This window comes from Bacillus sp. TE8-1 (assembly GCF_008368855.1).
GTDB lineage: Bacteria > Bacillota > Bacilli > Bacillales > Bacillaceae_G > Bacillus_A > Bacillus_A cereus.
Window position 1 is genome coordinate 23,260 of record NZ_QPET01000008.1, and the last position, 20,041, is coordinate 43,300.

Sequence of the window (20,041 nt, forward strand, 5' to 3'; positions counted from 1 at the left end):
ATATGGAGAATATTCCTTTTTTACGTGCGTCAATTGTACCTGCAAAAGAGTACTTAGATGAATTAGAGCGAATTGATATATCCCACATATATACAAATTATGGACCTATAAATCAACGTTTTGAAGAAACAATTATGTCGAAATTTTTTCAGAACAGGGGAGCAGTTACAACAGTAGTAAATGCAACGCTAGGGTTAATGGCGGCAATTCAATGTAAGAAAAGAAAAAAAGGAAAGTATGCTCTTATGCCTAGTTTTACATTCCCTGCTACTCCATTGGCAGCTATTTGGTGTGGCTTGGAGCCTTATTTTATTGATATTTCATTAGATGATTGGTGTATGGATAAAACGGTACTTTTGGATAAGATTGATGAATTAAAAGAAGAGATTGCAGTTGTTGTTCCATATGCAACATTCGGATCATGGATGGACTTGAAAGAATATGAAGAATTAGAGAAAAAGGGTGTTCCGGTTGTTGTAGATGCGGCACCAGGGTTTGGATTAATGCATGAGGGTGTACATTACGGTCAAAATTTTAGTGGTATGATTGTATATAGCTTTCATGCAACAAAGCCTTTCGGAATTGGTGAAGGTGGTATGATATATAGCCATAATGAGGAAGAGATAAATCAAATTAAAAGAATGGGTAATTTTGGATTTGATCATAATCGTGAATGTACGATGATGGGGTTTAACTGTAAAATGACTGAATATGCAGCAGCTATTGGGATTGCAACGATAAATAAATGGAATCAAAAAGTGCAAGAACGAAATCGTATCTCTGAATGGTATAAACAGCTATTACAAAGTACGGGATTAATAAAAAAAGGCTGGCAAGTTCAAAAGACAAAAGCAGTTATTCATCAATTTATGCCTATCCTCTGTTCAGAAAAAATTAACAATATGCAGATAATAGAAGAGTTGAAAAAGCAAAAGATAGAAGCTAGATCATATTTTTCACCATCTTGTCATCAACAAGATTTTTTTAAAAAATATAAGTCTACAGATTTAACAAATACAAATAAAATAGAAAAACGAATAATTAGTCTACCTTTATGGGAAGGAATGACAAAAGAAATCGTAGAGAAAATTATAATGTGTTTAATACAGAAGGTGGTGTCCACAGATGAATAGTTTTTATAGTCAAGAAGAGTTGAGCGAAATTGGCTTTCTATCTGTCGGGGAAAATGTATTAATAAGTAAAAAAACCAGCATATATAATCCAGGTGCTATATCTGTTGGAAATAATGTAAGAATCGATGACTTTTGCATTTTAAGCGGCAAAATTACAATTGGAAGTTATTCGCATATAGCAGCATATACAGCGTTATTTGGAGGAGAAATGGGGATTGAAATGCATGATTTTGCAAATATTTCATCAAAAACAATTGTATATGCAGCAATTGATGATTTTAGCGGAAATACATTAATGGGACCGACTATTCCACATCAATATAAAAATGTGAAAGCTGGAAAAGTTATTTTAAAAAAGCATGCCATTGTTGGTGCGCATTCTATTATCTTTCCAAATGTAGTAATAGGAGAAGGAGCGGCAGTTGGTGCGATGAGTATGGTAAAAGAAAGTTTAGATGATTGGTATACGTATGCTGGGGTGCCTGTAAGAAAAATAAAAGCTCGTAAACAAAAGATAGTAGAATTAGAAAATGAATTTTTAAAAAACATTAATTCCTGAGTGTTTAAAAGATTTTGTTGCAGCATTTCTCAAAAAAATAAAAAAAGACATGTATGAGGGGATATTATGGTGATTACTGTATTATTTATGGGGCTATCTTTATAGTAGAGTCTACACCAGGTTTATTAGAAGATCTATTCATACATGTGAAAGAAACAATTCAAATTCAAAATATGAATCAAAGCATAATAAAAGCCCCTATCAAAACAGAGGCTAATGATATAGATAAAAAGACATTATATATGGAAGCATATGTAGAATTAATTAATCATAAGTTTGTTATTTCTGAATTAGCTGTAGAGCGTTCATCTGTTCTAAAAGAATTAAATTGTTTTGTTCAATCATCTTTGCAACAGCTTCAAAGTGAGCTTGATTCTCAAGAACCTCAATCTGCTTCTCTTTAGGGAGTGATTGAAGTATCTCTTTTATTTCTTTACACTCGTATATATTATTCTCCGAGTCTTCGATTAATTTATTACGACGATTGGTGTATTCAAGTGCACCTAAAGTCGCTAGTGCCCGAGGATCTATACCTAGAATTTCCATGTATTCCTCTCCTTTCCTCTACAATAATTCGATAGGGGAAAGGAGAATCCTTTAATGATTTAGTAGAGTCTTTATATAGTTAGTGAGCATGTTATCTAGTAGGAATGTAGTAGGAATCTGCTTAAAACTCCTTAAAAATAATGAGAAGAAAGGAGAAATTATTAGATTACACTCTTTTTCCTTAAGAAATCTTCATATGGAATGGGATATAAATGAATAGAAAAACGAAATTAAAGAGATTTTTAACCGTTAAAATTATAGAGAATATTAAGAGGTTATCAGGCAATATGTCTTAAAGTGTTTAAGAGTAGGAAGATATGTATCACTCGTTAATTAAAAAGTAAAAAATTAGACATTAGAATAGGGAGAAGTGTCTAAGTAAGTTGCTTTTATAGATAAAATAGTGGAGCGTATGAAATTAAAACATGTTAAAGCAAATATAAGAGTGATCTCGATAGGTTAGGCTTAGAAAGTGGCTATTGAATTCCAAGAAGTTAAAATGTGAAAAGTTTCACTTATGTTAACCTGAATATCTATTACTTATTTACTCTATATAAAAAAGCAGCTGCACAAAAGTACAGCTAGTCTTCTTCACAAATTTATATGACTTTAATGACGAATTGAGATTGAGGTATATATAGTAATTGAGCTGTTAAAGAAGTTGTTGTATTAGCAAATGGGTATGCTTCCTTATAAAGAAAATTACTATACACTATTTCATTCATTTCATAGGTCGTACACAGTTTTTTTAGGATTTTTTGAGAAATTTTATTTGTACAAGCAGCAATAAAATCATAATCTCTTTTACTTATTTCTTGAATGGCATGTGAAAGAAGGGTAGTGACTATACCACTTCCCATCCAATCTGGATGACAAGCGCCCATATCTAGATAGACCAATTTTTCTTTATCTAAATGAGAAAACTCAATAGATTCTGTCTCTAATGTATCTAAAAGTTGAAAAATAGGTTCCATTTGTGGGCATAGTTGAATCGCTTTCTCTGTATCTATTAGTGGCTGAGTTACTTTTTTTGTTAAAAGAACTCCAACAATTTGAAAATTTTCTATTGCTACAAATGACATAGCTTGAGATACAGCTTGTTTCATCATTTCTTCGCACATTTTGTGAAAAGGAGCAAAAGGAATTTGTAAACTGCTTACAAGAGGTTCGTTATTCACAAAGGAATGTGCAAGTAAGTGTGCTGCATCTTTCACGTGGTGTGTATCTAGTAGCTCTATATTCATATGTTTTTCCTCTTTTCCTGATATAGTTAATAGTAATTAAAAGTATTATTTAATTTAGTTAAGTTTAATTATTAAAGCGCTTACCAAAATGATTATTAAACATATGAATAAATCTGTTTAGTAGCAATCGAAATATGTTCATAAAGAAATGCTACAATCTCATCTATACATTCAACAGTTGTATATGGAGAGATAGAAAAGAATTTTAATGTGGAAATTGAATTTCTACCACAACTGTTTATTGCATCTACTACACAAGAACGAGTTGTATCACCAAAAAATACTTGATCGCGATTTTTTCCTAGGTAATTAAATAGTTCTATATTTAATCGGTTTGTATCCTCAATCTCTTCTTTTGTTGCAAGGCCTATTCGTTCTTTTTCCCAATTTTCTTGGCCATCTCCATTCATATAGAAACGGAAAGTTGTAATTGGCCCAAATGTAAAATCATTTGTGATTGCGACTTGAGGCAGGGCCTTGCGCAACTTCTCTCTAAATAATAGATTTACACGAATATAATTTGCTAATAATTTTTGATATCCATCAATTCCAAAGGCTAATAGATTGATATACATTGGAATAGCACTACCAGCTCGTGAACATTCTAAAGTATAGCCTGTATGATAACTCCCATACGATCTATTACCAAGATAAGGTGTATCATCTTGGTCAATGTCCATCAGTTGTAAATCAGTATGACTTTTTACGATTAAAATACTTGAGGCATAAGGTGTTTGTCCTAATTTATGAAAATCAAAACATACACTATCTGCAAGAAACATATATTGCATTTTATCTTGTACGTATTGTAAGGCATTTTTTACATTAGGTTCAAATGAAAGTGGGTTTTCTTCAAAATTATAATTGTTAAAGAAGCTATAGAATCCGCCCATTGCAGAATCCGCATGGATATAAATAGGCTTTAATTTATATTTTTTCTGTATTGTTTCAGCGCTCTCTTTAATTTTTTTTATATCATCAATGGTAAATGTATCCGTGGCCCCCATAGTAGCTAGAATATAGAGGGGGATACCGCCATTTTTAATAACCTGTATCATTTTATTCTCTAAATCTTCTATATCCATAGAATTTGTATAAGGATCATTTTTTACTTTTATTAAGTGATTTGACCCGATGCCAGTTGCTTCAGCTGACTTTAATAAACTATAATGTGCATTTTCAGAAGCAAAGCAATATACATTTTGTGGAGCGCCATGTTCTTTTGCTGATGGGAATTGTTTAGAAATTGCTAAGCGCAAGCTCGAAAACACGCATCCTTGTCCACCCCATGTTGTATAGCCACCGCTATTATGTGGATTATAACCAATCAGTTTTGAAAGCATGGATACAACTTTTACTTCTGCTTCAGCTGCCCCTGGACCATATACATCCCAAACACCATTACCATTTAAAAGGGCCATGGTTATTACACCTAATAGTGAAGGTATACTTGGTAGTGGTACAGCGTTAGACAAGTAATATTTATTTGGATAAGGATGACCATTCATAAATTGGTTTAGCTCGTCTATAACCTTAGACATAGTGATTCCAGCTAGTGGAATATGACTTTGGTGAATTAAGTTATTGTAGTATCCTTCTGATTTTTCCTCACATTTACCTAAAGTAGCTCGCTCTTCATTTTTTAATCGGTCAAGATTTTTAATTATTTTCTACATAGATTCTAATAAAAGTTGTTGTTTTTCTTCATTTCCGTCAACGCTCGGAAATAGTTTTAAAATATCTTGCATGCAGTCACTTCTCCTTGTAAAAAAATGGATTTTTATTTTACTTGGTTAAACATAAGGGTATAATGATTTGTAATTGCCCTTTCGAATACTTAGAAATGAGGAGCTATTTAGAAAAAAATGTAATTCCATAGAAGATTATATGAACTATGGAATTTAAAGTAAAGAAAAATTTTTTGATTTATTTTAAAAAAGTAATTGTGAGATAATGAAGTTTCTAAAAATATTTCTGAATTAATTGTTTATTTTGTTTGCATGTTGCCCTAGCATGTATTCAACTAGTGTAATAGATATTTTTATATAATGTAGAACGTATTATAAGGTAGTTTAATAAAAGGGTTCAAATACCTTATAAACTGTAGATATTGTTGGGAAAAGATAAAAGAAATAGGCTGGAAGTGCTAAAGATATATTCTAGTGGAGAAGAAGTAGTAGTATGGATTTGGTAGAAAAATCAGCATGATTTTTTATAGCAGAATAATTACTTGATCAAAGTTGTTTAATGAATTTAATTTTATTATCTAATAATAATGGACGAATTAAATGTGAAGAGTTTTCTTTAACCTGATTAGAATTTTTTGCACCAGGAATAGCAACTGAAATGGCTGGGTGAAGGAGAAAAAGATGAGAATAGATCTACCAGATAAAGTAACAAAATATGATCATGTAGATTTATATGATGAGAATGGGAGTAAAGTGGATATTAAAAGTACAGATGCTCTTATTCCATATAAAAAGTAAGAATTGAGGTCGAAAATGAACGTAAGGGGAATACAAGCAGAATTTGAAAAGTTACACTATTTTGATGCATGGGTTACTAAATTAGTATGCGACTATTTTGGTGATGAGGTATACCTAACTTATAAGAATGAAAATGGCGACGTAGATTTTCAATTTAGCGGTTGCTATAGAATAGATTTCAAACATAGCATGGGATATGTAAAAGAAAAACCAATAAAAACATTTATATATGAACAGTTACCATATTTTCTTCATGATATTGAAATTGGTGAAGTAGAAAAAGAGGGCTTGAAATTATATACCTGTAATATAATTATGCCCCCTATGGAATTAGAAATATGGTGTAAGGATATAAAAATTGAAAGCTAAGTATTATAATAAAAAACGCTCCAATTATTGTGAAAAATTTACAAGCATTGGATGTGAAAATACTAGGGTTTCCTACAAGTTTTCAATATGAGAATAAATCTTGCAAATGCATTTACGGACTGAGCTAATAGAATAGCAAGCCATAAGATTGATATTCCAGCTGCGAGAAATATTGATAACATTGATTTATGTAATGTGTTATATGATCTGGGTGTTCCACTGGAAAAAAACGCTGGGTTTATAGCGGGCTAAAAGTCTGCTAATCAATTCATGACAATATTCATAGACTTTGCTCCTATACTGAGATGAAATCTTAGCTGAAAATGAAAATCTGCCTTCATGGTATCCAGCTGAATTGTTTGAAGTATCTAACCCTTTACAGCCTTTAGAATGGTATTTTGCAGATCATAAACAAAGTAAAGTGACAACAATAGAATATATATGAGGTTATAAAGAATTATCTTTAAATGATAGGCAAGCTCTTGGTTTAATGGAAAGAGTGAATAAAGATATTGAAATATTTTTAAAGCGTAAAGCCGAAATTGATGAATTTGGGAGATAGTAAATGAATGAAGTAATTAATCTATAAAAAACGTAGAATTAAATATTTCTAGTTTTTTTGTACATAACATTTAAATAAACAGCTTATTTTTGAAAAAGTTGAAAGATAGTATTTATGTTGGCGCAAATATCTATTACAATGTACCCTATATAAAAAAAGTAGCTGCAAGTGCAACTACTTTTTTTCACAAAAACATTATTATGCACATAACACCTTTAGCGTAGACTTGCGCTTAATGGTACTTGGGAATAAACTGTGAAATTGTTACCATAAGTACCGTGTCTTGAAAATGAGGAAGAAATTAAACCGTTCCAACTTTTGTAGGTAGATCCAGATGTATCTGCTCTTAGAAGTACATTTGAAAAGCTAGCCTGGCTAAAAGAATTACGTCCAGCATCTTCAACACCCTGAACCATTTTTACTGGTTCGTATTGAGAAAATGAGCCATATACAGGCTGATTTGCATATCTAGGGCTTCCATTTACATACATAGTAACCGTACCATTTCCGTTATTAATTATTTTAAGGTTTACCCGATCACCATCTTTAATTGATGTATCATATTGTGTGTTCCAATACTTACTGTTTTGACCTGATTCATTATATCCTGAATTAAGAAATACTTTATATCCACTTGGTGTTTTTGAAATACCACCCTCAACTTTAGATGCTCCAATACCTAGATACCAATTCACATATCCATCTTTAACAACAACTGATTTTGGTAGATTTATATCAGCTGCAATCCCGGTATAACTACTATTTGTAACACTTTTTACAGCACCTTCTGTAGCTGCAAAACTAGTAGTTGAAAACATTGATAGAGAAATTAGAAGTGAACCAACTAGATACATCATTTTTTTCTTACTTTTTCTAAATACTTGATTCATTTTAGATCCCCCATATTTTAAATTATTAAATTGTATGGAAAGTTGGCCAACTAACTACAACTTACAAATTAAAGATATATCAGGTTTCATTTAATGTATATATTTTCCTGTTATAAGTCATTGAAATGTCAAATAAATTTGTTCTTTTATATTTATCAATATAGATGGAGTTGACAGAATAAAGTGGTATGTCTATTTAAATGTAAGAAAATTTTGTTAAAAACCCTATAAAAACTATAAATGTATTGAGGATAATATGTACTATGATTCATTTAGGAGAGAGAAATATGGAATGAAAATAGGGGGGGCAAAGGGGATATCTGAAATGTTTAGAAATGGATTAAAAACAAAGGAAATAAATGAATAATTTTTGTTAAGGAATTCATTGAAATAGTTCGTAGATGAAGGGAAATATATGATTTTAAAAGACATGGATTTCCTATATAAAAGAAGAAAGGGATCCAGTTATGGGAAATATAAATACAAGATTAAAGTTAGATAATGCAGCTATTGAAGGGATGATAGAGGCATTAAAAGATGAAAATGAATGTTTACGTATGGAAGTCGATTATTTAAAGAAGTTAAAGGACTTCGTTCGAAAAGAGATGGAATTTCGGAACAAGACAAAGAAAAAGTAACTTATCTTACAAAATTCGAAGGTATGGAACTTATTAAGATAGTATTAGATAAGTATAATGTTCATTACAATCGCAAAAAAATCAAAGTTCATTTAAAAAGAATGAGTCCAGTATAATACTGGACTCACATTCAAACAGCCGCTTAATTTTTTGTTTAATTCTTCAGGTCCAGTTCATCATAGGCGATCGATTGTTGGCTTGCTACGCTCAGTAATTGTTATTCTTTAACTCATCTTATATTACATTAGTTTAAGTATTGAGAGTAAAAGAATAGGAATAGAAAAATTAATGTTTTGCTAAATAATCTATTAAAGAAACTTAAAGGAATAACAAGTTCTCCTATTGTAAGGATTTTAAGTTTATCCTTATTTAGTCCTTTTATTAATTCTTTTAATGTTTGGAAATTTATTTTATTAACGAAAGACCAACTTGGCACAGCTTTTGTATCTGAACCTATTTTGAAAATGATATGAATACTATGTGCATGAAAACCGCTTATTATTAAAATAAGCATAAACCCTAAAATAATGAACCAAGTCATTTTTCAACATCTCCTTTCAGTATTTAATATTAAGATATTAAAACTGTTGAGGAAGTGTGCTGTTGTCCATGAAAAATATTGTGAATTTGTTGAGGAAATATTGAGAATGTTGCAATGCGATTGATTGTAGGGGAGTTAGAGTTAATAATGCTTGTCAGATTATATGCGTGAAAAAAGGAAATAGGAAAGAGAACAGTTGCGTAGACTGTTCTCTTAAGGAGCGGAAGTGCTGAACATTTTCAATGACAATGATTCAACCATTCCCCTAATAGTATGTGCAAATATTTATAATTTATACAAGAAAGACGGCTATTAAAAATAGCCGCCTTGCCCAGGGAGATTTCAAGAAAATTAGAGATTCATTATGGATACAGATTGGCTGTTACCAATCTACTCTTAGTATTGGAAATAATTACATAAATTATTCGTAGGTTAAAATCTTAATTCATTGTAGGATGAGTGACATGCAAAGTAAAAAGAGCACTTTTTAAAAGTGCTCTTTTTAAGATGTGCATTAGGACTTGAAAGAGGCATCAATGACAATTTAGAAGGAGATATTTCTATACAACATATGGAGGTACAATGAAAGGGTGACGATAAAAAATAAAAAGAGCAGTTAGAATGAACTAACTGCTCAGCTCTAGGGGAAATGAATAGTTTCAATTATCGAGACAATAAAAGGATAAGCAAAAAGGATTGAATTTGAAGAAAGTGTGTTGTTTTAATTGTATTAGGAGTTTTAATCATCGTATAACTATCTCCCCTATATGAATGGATAAATTGGAAAGAAGTCTTTGTATATCCTATAGGCTTAATTCTATGTATGATACTTGGACATTTTGAGTTACTAGAGTTTTATATATGAGTAGGGTTAGTATGTATTGTATGAGGTATCCTTAGGGCAATAGGAATTAGTGTTATATAGAAAAAATAAGTACAGAGGGCATCTAAATGGGACGCTTTTTTATTTTGCATAGAAAAAGGAACCCAGAAGGGTTCCTTTTCTTATTCCGATCTATCTTAAGCGCATATAAGATAATGTTATTTTACATCTTAATATTAGGAATTACAATAAAGAAGTAAAGATTACCGTGAGGTGGTGTAAATAGGAGAAAGAACCATAAGTATTACTGCATGCTCTGGTTGTAATGAGCCTTGCATGTGGATATTAAATGTCTATTAAGTAAATTGGTCAAATTTTTTCTACAGGTGTTTCATAAAGGTAGATTAATTCGTAAATATGAAGCATTACGCTATAAGATAGAAATACTTACAAATTTTAAAAGAATTCCATTTGTGTACCAAGAAGCAAAATATATTTATGATAAAATATAGAAAAAGATGATTAAGAAGGGACAATTAAAGTGAAACCAACAATTTATGATGTTGCGGAAAAAGCAGGTGTATCAATAGCGACTGTATCTAAGGTAATTAATCAAACAGGGCGTATTAGTGAAAAAACAATAAACAAAGTAAATCAGGTAATGGACGAATTAGATTATCAGCCAAGTAGTGTAGCAGCAGCGTTAACAGGTAAAAAAACATATACGATTGGGGTACTTGTCCCAGATATCTCAAATCCATTTTTTGCAGAAGTAGCAAGAGCTTTTGAAAATAGTGCACGAGAATCAGGGTATACACTCATTTTATGTAGTACGGACCATCAAACAAAACGTGAGCACGAATACATTGATTTATTATTTAAAAAGCAAGTAGATGGCATTATTATTGCGACGGAACTAAATGATTATAAACTAGTTAAAAAAATCGTGAACCGAGATTTGCCACTTGTATTATTTACCGTAGATCATCCTTCCATCACGACTCATGTTGTGACAACTGATGATATGAGGGGCGGCTATTTAGCTGGGAATTATCTAACGCAGAAGGGCCATACATCTTTAACGATTATGATGGAGAAGGATAGAAAAAGTAGCTTAGGAAGGCTGAATGGCTTTAAGCAGGCTCTTACAGATTCAGATATCTCATTAGATGATGATGCAATAATTAGCTGCTATTCGACTGTGGAAGATAGCAAACGTGCAAGTAAAGAATTACTTAGCTTGCCTAATAGGCCTACAGCGGTTTTTGCTTGTACAGATTTAATTGCGATATGCCTTATGAATGAAGCAAGAAAACAAGGACTTTCAATTCCGGAAGATTTATCAATAATCGGATTTGATAATACAATTTATGCTGAGATAGCAGATCCTGGGTTAACGACAATTGAACAGCCAATTACACAAATGGCAGCTTGTACGTTTGAACAACTCTTAAAAACGATGGAAATGAAGGAACATGCTAAGCAAAAAATTACTATTATTCCTCAATTAGTAGAGCGATCCTCAGTAAAGGATATTACATGATAGCGTTTTTAATAGCCTATTTGAATGTAACGAAAAGAAGGTCATCGTAACCATGTGCAGTTATGATGACCTTCTTTTTATTTAGAGTTTATACTGAGAATTGCTCGCCGCTTTTCGTATTTAAATCCTGATTCATCTCATTTTCCTTTGGAATAGTAAGGAAATGAGTTAAAAATGCACCAAAGAAGTACAAACCAGCAAAGATCCACATCACGCCGCCTACTCCTAATGGGCCAATGAATGCAGTTACAACTAATGGCCCAACGAATGCTGATAATCCTGAACCTAAATTTAAGACAGACATTGCAGCTCCTTTATTTTCAGGAGATAAAGATGGGACTAATGCTGTAAGAGGTACATAACCGGCAAGTGTTGCTCCATAGCAACATGCAACAAATAATATAGCCCAATAATTATGTCCTACCATTTGTGGTACATAATAGAGTGCAAGAGTTACAATTCCGCAACCGACTCCTCCGAACCATTTAATCGTATTTACCCAGCCAAACTTGTCTCCAACAATACCAAAAATAATATTAAACACCATATTTACAAAGAATAGAGTACCCCAAATTTGAAGCCATTCAGTCATCGTAAAATTATATTTCATCATATAAGTAGGCAGGAAAACAACAAATCCAAACTGAGCGGCCGAGTTTATAATTTTAACAATACCACCTATACCAACTTTAGGATTTTCAAATGCGATGGTAATGCCTTTTAGTAATTCGCTTGATTTGTTAGCGCTGACGGTTTGTGCTTTAAATCTGTCCTTATTTACAACAATTGAGAACAATCCCCCGACGACAACAAAAATTAAGGCGCTCCATAAAGTAGCGATTTCTCCGATTTTAGGAACCATATAGCTAGAATAAAAGGCCCCGATAACACTCAGTCCAAGCTGGAATACGAACCAGAACCAGCCAACTGCTCTTGAAAGCATTTGTTGAGGTGTACTGTAAGATACCCAAACTAGGAAAGAATAAGCAAATAAGGGATAACCAAACCCTCGTAGGGCATAGCAAAGTAATATTACAGGATAATTCATATGTTGAATTCCTATACCGATGAACCCGATTGAACCTAAAATGAATGATACTAAACCAAACGTCATGACTTTTCTTGGTCCCCACATTTGTACAAATACCCCTGAAAACCAAGAAGAAGCAGATACAGTTATTCCGTAAATAGTAAACAAAAATGCAGCATGTTCTAGCGTTAGGCCTCTCTCAACGAGATAAGGGGATAACCATCCTTGTTCTAAACCATCCCCAATCATAAAAACAATAATTCCTATGTATCCCCAAGTTAAATTAGAAGGGATACCAATCCTGTCCATAAATGTTTTGCTTGAACTAATAGCGTTCATTCTCCCACCACCGATAAGTTATTTTTGGTTAAGCGCTTAATTATTTTTGATAAAAAAAGTATACGCTTACATTTTAAGACCGTCAATGAAATTTTTTGACAATTTACAACTTTCTTTTATAGGGGCATTCTATTTACTTATCGGACAATAAAATAATAGTGAGTATGAAAAGAAAGGAATACCTTATAGATGGGAGTTTAGCCTTTAAAAGGCTTCGTTTCCTTTGTTATATCAGTATTTTAAAAGATTATTTTTGTAGTTGTTTAGATTATTTGTTTCTAATTATTAATTTGTATATGGACGTAGTACGTTTACTTACGAAATTTGAAATTCGGATGAAAAGAAGAGTATTCAAAAAAATAAAAATGTTTTCAATTTAGAATCAAGTGTGTATAATGAAGAAAAATAGGGAAAGCGCTTAACTTAATTTGATGTGCTAAACCTTATAGACTTTCATTTTTTTTCTTAAATTTAAATAAAGAGGGAGAAATCATATGAATGTTTTAACGATTGGAATTATTGGTGCTGGACGAATAGGGAAACTGCATGTAGATAACTTGCAGCTGATGCCACAAGTAAAAATTAAAGCGGTTTCAGATGTTGTGATTAGTCATCTAGAAAAGTGGGCCGAGGATAAAGGGATTTCTACTCTGACTACAAACTATCAGGATTTATTAGCAGATCCAGAAATTGATGCTGTCTTTATTTGTTCACCAACAAATACACATGCGCAAATTATAAAAGAAGCGGCTCTTGCGAAAAAACATATTTTCTGCGAAAAGCCTGTTAGTTTCTCAGTAGAAGAAACATTAGATGCATTAGAAGTAGTAAAAGAACAAGGGGTATCTCTTCAAGTAGGTTTTAATCGTCGTTTCGATCCTAACTTCAGGAAAGTCTATGATCTTATTCAACAAGGAGAAGTGGGACACCCACATATTTTAAAAATTACGTCTAGAGATCCACAACCACCAAGTATAGAGTATGTTCGCTCTTCAGGTGGATTGTTTATGGATATGATGATTCATGATTTTGATATGGCTCGTTATGTGATGAATAGTGAAGTCGTTGAAGTATTTGCATATGGCACAACATTAATTGATCCATCCATTCAGGAAGTAAATGATGTTGATACAGCAATTGTCACATTAAAATTTGCGAATGGAGCTTTGGGGGTAATTGATAATAGCCGCCAAGCTGTTTATGGATATGACCAGCGTGTTGAAGTGTTTGGTGAAAAAGGCGCGGTTGCTGCGGATAATTGCTGTCCGACAACAGTACAAGTTTCAAAAACAGAAGGTGTTGTAAAAGACAAGCCGCTTTATTTCTTCTTAGAGCGCTACACGCAAGCTTACATTGAGGAAGTAACACAATTTACAAAGTCAATTATAGAAGGACAAGCTGTTATTTGCAGTGGTAATGATGGGTTACAAGCAGAACGAATTGCGAAAGCTGCGAAGGAATCATTACTAACTGGAAAACCTGTTCAAATTGAACATAAACAGCCTGCATTAAATTAATAAAGAGAGCGCTTACTTCTAGATAGATAAAGAGTAATGAATAGTAAGTTTATAAAAATATGAACTATGTCATTCACTCTTTCATAAAGCATGGGAGGTAGAAACAATGAATCCACTTATTTTTAAAGAAGATTGTCCATTAGACCTAATTGCAGTTGGACGTTTATGCGTTGATTTAAATGCCAACGAAACACAACGTCCTATGGAAGAAACAAGAACATTTACTAAGTATGTGGGAGGTTCTCCTGCGAATATCGCAATTGGTGCGGCGCGTCTTGGCTTACAGACAGGATTTATCGGTAAAGTTTCCGATGATCAAATGGGCCGCTTTATTACAGGATACTTAAAGGATAACAATATTAATACAGATCGGATACATATCGATCGTACAGGTGCGGTGACAGGTCTAGCTTTTACAGAAATTAAAAGCCCTGAAGATTGCAGTATTTTAATGTACCGCGACAATGTTGCAGATTTAAATCTTGATCCAACAGAAGTTTCTGAGGACTATATTAAACAATCAAGAGCTCTCTTAATTTCAGGAACGGCTTTAGCGAAAAGTCCTTCTCGCGAAGCGGTATTTTTAGCACTAGAATATGCGCGTAAGCATGATGTAGTCGTATTTTTTGATGTGGATTACCGCCCTTATACATGGCAGTCAGAAGCTGAAACGGCTGTGTATTACAATCTAGCAGCTGAAAAATCTGATGTCATTATTGGAACGCGTGAAGAATTCGATATGATGGAAAAACTATTAAACTATGAAAAATCTAATGACCAAGTTACGGCTGAAAGATGGTTTTCTCATCATGCGAAAATCGTTGTAATTAAACATGGCGGGGATGGGTCAATCGCTTATACGAGAGACGGTCAATCTCACAGAGGCGGTATCTTTAAAACAAAGGTGTTAAAGACGTTTGGCGCTGGCGACTCGTATGCTTCTGCATTTATTTATGGCTTAATGCAAGGGCTTGAGATCCCTCAAGCGATGCGATTAGGTGGTGCTTCTGCTTCGATTGTTATTTCTAAACATAGCTGTTCGGATGCAATGCCAACAAGGGCAGAGATTTCTGCATTCATGGAAACGGCTGAGGAAATTGTATAGAAACATCATAAACCATTAATTAAGCAAGGGCGTATCCTATTGGACGCTTCTACATTACATAAAAGGGAGAGAATGAATATGACAGTACAAACAGCACAAATTGTAAAAAACTACATTGGCGGCGAATGGGTAGAATCCATTTCAACTAAGATGGAAGCTGTATATAATCCTGCAACAGGAGAAGTAATTGCTCAAGTACCACTTTCAACAAAAGTAGATGTTGAACAAGCTGTATTAGCAGCAAACGAAGCGTTCAAATCTTGGTCTAAAACTGCTGTACCAAAACGCGCTCGTATTCTATTTAAATATCAACAATTACTAGTAGATAACTGGGAAGAGTTAGCGAAACTAATTACGATTGAAAACGGAAAAAGCTATAACGAGGCTTACGGTGAAGTTCTTCGTGGTATTGAGTGCGTGGAGTTTGCTGCAGGCGCTCCGACATTAATGATGGGAAAACAGCTTCCTGATATTGCAACAGGTATTGAGTCTGGCATGTATCGTTACCCAATTGGTGTTATAGGCGGGATTACACCTTTTAACTTCCCAATGATGGTTCCGTGCTGGATGTTCCCACTTGCAATTGCTTGTGGTAATACATTTGTATTAAAACCTTCAGAGCGTACACCACTTCTAGCAGCAAGATTAGCAGAATTAGCTGAAGAAGCAGGCTTACCAAAAGGTGTATTAAATATCGTAAATGGCGCTCACGATGTAGTAAACGGTCTTCTGGAACATAAATTAGTGAAGGCAATTTCATTTGTAGGTTCTCAGCCTGTGGCAGAATATGTATACAAAAAAGGAACAGAAAACTTAAAACGCGTGCAAGCATTAGCAGGTGCGAAAAACCATTCCATTGTATTACATGATGCGAATCTTGAACTAGCAACAAAGCAAATTATTAGTGCTGCATTTGGTTCAGCTGGTGAGCGTTGTATGGCTGCTTCTGTTGTAACAGTAGAAGAAGAAATTGCAGATCAATTAGTTGAAAGACTCGTAGAAGAAGCAAATAAAATTGTCATCGGAAATGGTCTTGATGAAGATGTATTTTTAGGACCAGTTATTCGTGATAACCATAAAGAGCGTACAATTGGTTACATCGATTCAGGTGTAGAACAGGGCGCTACATTAGTTCGTGATGGACGCGAAGATACGGCTGTAAAAGGAGCTGGCTACTTCGTTGGCCCAACAATTTTTGACCATGTTACAAAAGAAATGAAAATCTGGCAAGATGAGATTTTTGCTCCTGTTTTATCTATTGTTCGAGTGAAATCATTGGATGAAGCGATTGAAATTGCCAATGAGTCTCGTTTTGCAAATGGAGCTTGCATTTATACCGATAGCGGGGCAAGTGTACGTCAATTCCGTGAAACAATTGAATCAGGTATGTTAGGTGTGAATGTTGGGGTTCCAGCACCGATGGCATTCTTCCCGTTCTCTGGCTGGAAAGATTCTTTCTATGGAGATCTTCATGCGAACGGTACTGACGGCGTTGAGTTTTATACTAGAAAGAAAATGCTTACATCTCGTTGGGAAAAGTAATCATGAAGAGAGAAGTAGAATCTCTCTAGGTGCTTGGAAGCGAAAGTAAGGAAGGTAGTAAAACATAAGAAGGAAGTATTAGGAGTCTATCAAATTCCTGATACTCCTTTTTCATATGTAGAATGACTGATAGAGATAGAAAGGAGCAAACAATATGCAAACTGTTAGAATGACGACGGCACAAGCTTTGGTGAAATTTTTGAATCAGCAATACGTAGAGTTTGATGGAGAACAACAAAAGTTTATTAAGGGAATCTTTACGATTTTTGGTCATGGAAATGTAGTAGGCCTTGGTCAAGCTTTAGAAGAAGACGCTGGGGAATTAGAAGTATATCAAGGGAGAAATGAGCAAGGAATGGCAAATGCTGCGATGGCGTTTGCAAAACAAAAACACAGAAAACAAATTATGGCATGTACTTCTTCTGTTGGTCCTGGATCAGCAAATATGATTACCTCTGCTGCAACAGCTTCTGCAAATAATATTCCCGTTTTACTACTTCCAGGTGATGTATTTGCAACAAGACAACCTGATCCTGTTCTTCAACAAATTGAACAAACACATGACTTATCTATTTCTACGAATGATGCTTTTCGTGCGGTAAGTAAGTACTGGGACCGGGTAAATCGTCCTGAACAATTGATGACGGCTATGATTCAAGCCATGCGTGTTTTAACGAATCCGGCAGATACAGGAGCTGTAACAATTTGTTTACCACAAGATGTCCAAGGGGAAGCGTGGGATTTTCCAAGTTACTTCTTCCAAAAGCGCGTTCACCGTATTGAGCGTCGTCTACCTACAAAAGCCAGTTTAGTGGATGCGGTTGAAATGATTAAGAGAAAGAAAAAGCCAATTATGATTTGCGGTGGTGGAGTAAGATACGCAGAAGCGACAGAGGAACTGAAACAGTTTGCTGAGGCATTCCGTATTCCATTTGGAGAAACGCAAGCAGGGAAAAGCGCGATTGAAAGTTGTCATCCATATAATCTTGGCGGCATTGGGGTAACTGGGAATTTAGCAGCTAATACAATTGCAAAGGAAGCGGATCTTGTTATTGGAATCGGGACAAGATTTACTGATTTTACAACGGCATCTAAGCAATTGTTCCAGAATAAAGAGGTTGAGTTTTTAAACATCAACATTTCGGAATTCCATGCGAATAAGCTTGATGCATTGAAGGTGATAGCAGATGCAAAAGAAACACTTCTTGCTCTAATAGATGAACTGCAATCGATTGAGTATCAATCTAGTTACACAGTAGAAATCACTGATGCAAAAGAGGCTTGGGAAACAGAATTAGCACGTCTACATAATATTCGCTTTACAGGTCAAGGTTTCACGCCGGAAGTTGAAGGTCATTTCGATGAGAATTTAAATGAGTATGTAGACGCACTTGGTACAGAATTAACACAGACTACGGTCATTGGACAAATCAATACATTACTTGATGAAGATGCAATTATTGTTGGCGCGGCAGGAAGTCTTCCGGGTGATTTACAAAGAATGTGGGCATCAAGAAAACCAAATACATATCACATGGAGTATGGATACTCTTGCATGGGTTATGAGGTTGCGGGCGCACTAGGTGCAAAGATAGCTGAACCATCGAAGGAAGTATATGCAATGGTAGGGGATGGTAGTTACCAGATGCTTCATTCTGAGCTTGTCACAAGTCTTCAAGAAAATAAAAAAATTAACGTCTTATTGTTTGATAACTCCGGATTTGGCTGCATTAATAACTTACAAATGGGAAACGGTATGGGCAGCTTTGGAACAGAATTTCGCTACCGAAACCAGGAAACTAGTAAATTAAACGGGGCTATTATGAAAATTGATTTTGCAGCTAGCGCGGCTGGATATGGTGTAAAAACGTATCATGTTACATCAATAGAACAATTACGGGAAGCACTTATAGATGCGAAAAAACAAACAATTTCTACATTAATTGATATTAAAGTATTACCAAAAACAATGACAAATGGATACGAGTCATGGTGGCATGTAGGTGTTGCAGAAGTATCTAAAAGTCAAAGTGTACAAGCTGCGTACGAGAGTAAAGTAAGTAACTTGCAACAGGCAAGGTCATATTAGATTAGGATACAAAGAGAGCTTTTATCTACATGCATATTGTCTAGGAAGCTCTCTTTTTAACAATCAGATAAGAGAAGTTGGCAAGTTTCTATCACATTTTGTAAAGAGGAGAGACAAGGGGATGTTCAAAGAAAATACAATTAAGCTTGGAATTGCACCAATTGCTTGGACAAATGATGATATGCCGGAGCTAGGAGCAGAAAATACGTTTGAACAATGTATTAGTGAGATGGCACTAGCTGGATTTAATGGAAGTGAAGTAGGGAATAAATACCCGAGAAATACAGTTGTATTAAAAAAATCTTTGGAATTACGAAACTTGGAGATTGCTAGTGCATGGTTTAGTACGTTTTTAACAACGAAGCCGATTGAAGAGACGGTAGAAGAATTTATTAAGCATAGGGATTTCTTGCATGACATGGGTGCAAAAGTCATCGTTGTTTCAGAGCAAGGGCATAGTATTCAAGGTTTAATGGATGTACCACTATTTAAAAATAAGCCTGTTTTTACAGAAGAAGAGTGGGAAAAGCTAGCGGATGGGTTACATCACCTCGGTAAATTAGCTCAGGAAAAGGGGCTGCATATTGTATACCATCACCATATGGGTACGGGTGTTCAAACAACGGCAGAAATTGAAAAGTTAATGGATATGACGAATCCAGAGCTTGTATCCCTACTTTTTGATACAGGTCATCTTGTTTTTTCAGGAGAAGAGCCGCTTTATGTTTTGAAAAAATATTTACCTCGTATTAAACATGTACATTTAAAAGATATTCGCCAGGAAGTAGTAGATGCTGTAAAGGAAAACAATTTAAGCTTCTTGCAGGCAGTGAAGAATGGTGCATTTACAGTTCCTGGAGATGGCGTAATTGTATTTGATGAAGTGTTTACTACCCTTGCGAACTCTGAGTATAAAGGATGGTTTGTGGTAGAAGCAGAGCAAGACCCAGCTTTAGCGAATCCTTTTGAATACGCATTAAAGGCCCGAAAATTTATACAAGAAAAAGCACGTCTTTAATTTCCGCATTTTGAGATTATCCCTAAGTTAATGATATGACAATCAACAGGTCTTTTTTACAAAAGGA

The 20,041-nt window shown here is 34.2% G+C and carries 15 protein-coding genes and 4 pseudogenes; 13 read left to right on the top strand and 6 right to left on the bottom strand.

Translation table 11 applies throughout. From position 1 onward, the window contains the following. Window positions 1–2: 2 nt before the first annotated feature. From DN404_RS06340 to DN404_RS31270, 3 genes are read left to right on the top strand one after another with little or no spacing between them, the layout of a single operon-like run. On the top strand, window positions 3–1,133 hold the full coding sequence (locus DN404_RS06340) for an aminotransferase class I/II-fold pyridoxal phosphate-dependent enzyme (protein WP_149214852.1): 1,131 nt from the start codon (window positions 3–5) through the stop codon (window positions 1,131–1,133). Continuing rightward, complete coding sequence (locus tag DN404_RS06345; protein ID WP_149214853.1) at window positions 1,126–1,692, top strand: acyltransferase; 567 nt, start codon at window positions 1,126–1,128, stop codon at window positions 1,690–1,692. The genes DN404_RS06340 and DN404_RS06345 overlap by 8 nt, the downstream gene beginning before the upstream one ends. A gap of 53 nt (window positions 1,693–1,745) precedes the next feature. Further along, window positions 1,746–2,096 (top strand): hypothetical protein, encoded by a 351-nt coding sequence (locus DN404_RS31270; protein WP_370512797.1) that lies wholly within the window; start codon window positions 1,746–1,748, stop codon window positions 2,094–2,096. Window positions 2,097–2,837: 741 nt separating this feature from the next. Here the strand turns inward: DN404_RS31270 and DN404_RS06355 are convergent. From DN404_RS06355 to DN404_RS31275, 3 genes and pseudogenes are all read right to left on the bottom strand, one after another. Next, window positions 2,838–3,482 (bottom strand): GNAT family N-acetyltransferase, encoded by a 645-nt coding sequence (locus DN404_RS06355; protein WP_149214855.1) that lies wholly within the window; start codon window positions 3,480–3,482, stop codon window positions 2,838–2,840. A 95-nt stretch (window positions 3,483–3,577) separates the two neighbouring features. Beyond that, window positions 3,578–5,230, bottom strand: a pseudogene (locus DN404_RS06360) (pyridoxal phosphate-dependent decarboxylase family protein). Window positions 5,231–5,716: 486 nt separating this feature from the next. After that, window positions 5,717–5,845, bottom strand: a pseudogene (locus DN404_RS31275) (aldo/keto reductase); the annotation flags it as partial. 138 nt (window positions 5,846–5,983) lie between these two features. Between DN404_RS31275 and DN404_RS06375 the strand changes: the two are divergent. The 3 genes and pseudogenes from DN404_RS06375 to DN404_RS06385 form a co-directional block, all read left to right on the top strand. Next, window positions 5,984–6,337: a hypothetical protein gene (locus DN404_RS06375; RefSeq protein WP_149214856.1), complete on the top strand. Its 354-nt coding sequence runs from the start codon at window positions 5,984–5,986 to the stop codon at window positions 6,335–6,337. 11 nt (window positions 6,338–6,348) lie between these two features. Beyond that, window positions 6,349–6,550: pseudogene (locus DN404_RS31185) on the top strand (hypothetical protein); the annotation flags it as partial. A 97-nt stretch (window positions 6,551–6,647) separates the two neighbouring features. Then, window positions 6,648–6,899: pseudogene (locus tag DN404_RS06385) on the top strand (hypothetical protein); the annotation flags it as partial. Between the two features lie 215 nt (window positions 6,900–7,114). Here the strand turns inward: DN404_RS06385 and DN404_RS06390 are convergent. Beyond that, window positions 7,115–7,789, bottom strand: coding sequence for a hypothetical protein (locus tag DN404_RS06390; RefSeq protein ID WP_139894884.1), 675 nt, complete (start codon window positions 7,787–7,789; stop codon window positions 7,115–7,117). A gap of 467 nt (window positions 7,790–8,256) precedes the next feature. On the opposite strand from DN404_RS06390, the gene DN404_RS30430 reads away from it, so the two are divergent. Next, window positions 8,257–8,427, top strand: a complete 171-nt coding sequence (locus tag DN404_RS30430; RefSeq protein ID WP_179951858.1) for a hypothetical protein — start codon at window positions 8,257–8,259, stop codon at window positions 8,425–8,427. 244 nt (window positions 8,428–8,671) lie between these two features. On the opposite strand, the gene DN404_RS06395 is transcribed toward DN404_RS30430, so the two are convergent. Beyond that, the gene (locus tag DN404_RS06395; RefSeq protein WP_000219733.1) at window positions 8,672–8,968 is read right to left on the bottom strand and encodes a hypothetical protein; all 297 of its coding nucleotides are present in this window, start codon (window positions 8,966–8,968) and stop codon (window positions 8,672–8,674) included. 1,364 nt (window positions 8,969–10,332) lie between these two features. Here DN404_RS06395 and DN404_RS06400 point away from each other — a divergent pair. Continuing rightward, window positions 10,333–11,334 carry a LacI family DNA-binding transcriptional regulator gene (locus DN404_RS06400; protein ID WP_139894886.1) on the top strand — a complete coding sequence of 334 codons (1,002 nt, stop codon included), beginning with the start codon at window positions 10,333–10,335 and terminating at the stop codon, window positions 11,332–11,334. Between the two features lie 88 nt (window positions 11,335–11,422). On the opposite strand, the gene DN404_RS06405 is transcribed toward DN404_RS06400, so the two are convergent. Further along, window positions 11,423–12,703 carry an MFS transporter gene (locus tag DN404_RS06405; protein WP_139894888.1) on the bottom strand — a complete coding sequence of 427 codons (1,281 nt, stop codon included), beginning with the start codon at window positions 12,701–12,703 and terminating at the stop codon, window positions 11,423–11,425. A gap of 494 nt (window positions 12,704–13,197) precedes the next feature. On the opposite strand from DN404_RS06405, the gene iolG reads away from it, so the two are divergent. From iolG to iolE, 5 genes are all read left to right on the top strand, one after another. After that, entirely contained in the window at window positions 13,198–14,220 is a 1,023-nt protein-coding gene (iolG, locus tag DN404_RS06415; RefSeq protein ID WP_149214858.1) for an inositol 2-dehydrogenase, read from the top strand. 106 nt (window positions 14,221–14,326) lie between these two features. Continuing rightward, a complete protein-coding gene (gene iolC / locus DN404_RS06420) occupies window positions 14,327–15,325 on the top strand; it encodes a 5-dehydro-2-deoxygluconokinase (RefSeq protein ID WP_149214859.1) in 999 nt (332 codons plus the stop codon). A gap of 78 nt (window positions 15,326–15,403) precedes the next feature. Next, window positions 15,404–16,867, top strand: a complete 1,464-nt coding sequence (locus DN404_RS06425) for a CoA-acylating methylmalonate-semialdehyde dehydrogenase (RefSeq protein ID WP_149214860.1) — start codon at window positions 15,404–15,406, stop codon at window positions 16,865–16,867. 154 nt (window positions 16,868–17,021) lie between these two features. Beyond that, complete coding sequence (iolD, locus tag DN404_RS06430; RefSeq protein ID WP_149214861.1) at window positions 17,022–18,956, top strand: 3D-(3,5/4)-trihydroxycyclohexane-1,2-dione acylhydrolase (decyclizing); 1,935 nt, start codon at window positions 17,022–17,024, stop codon at window positions 18,954–18,956. A gap of 121 nt (window positions 18,957–19,077) precedes the next feature. Further along, window positions 19,078–19,974, top strand: a complete 897-nt coding sequence (iolE, locus tag DN404_RS06435) for a myo-inosose-2 dehydratase (protein ID WP_149214862.1) — start codon at window positions 19,078–19,080, stop codon at window positions 19,972–19,974. Window positions 19,975–20,041 lie beyond the last annotated feature (67 nt).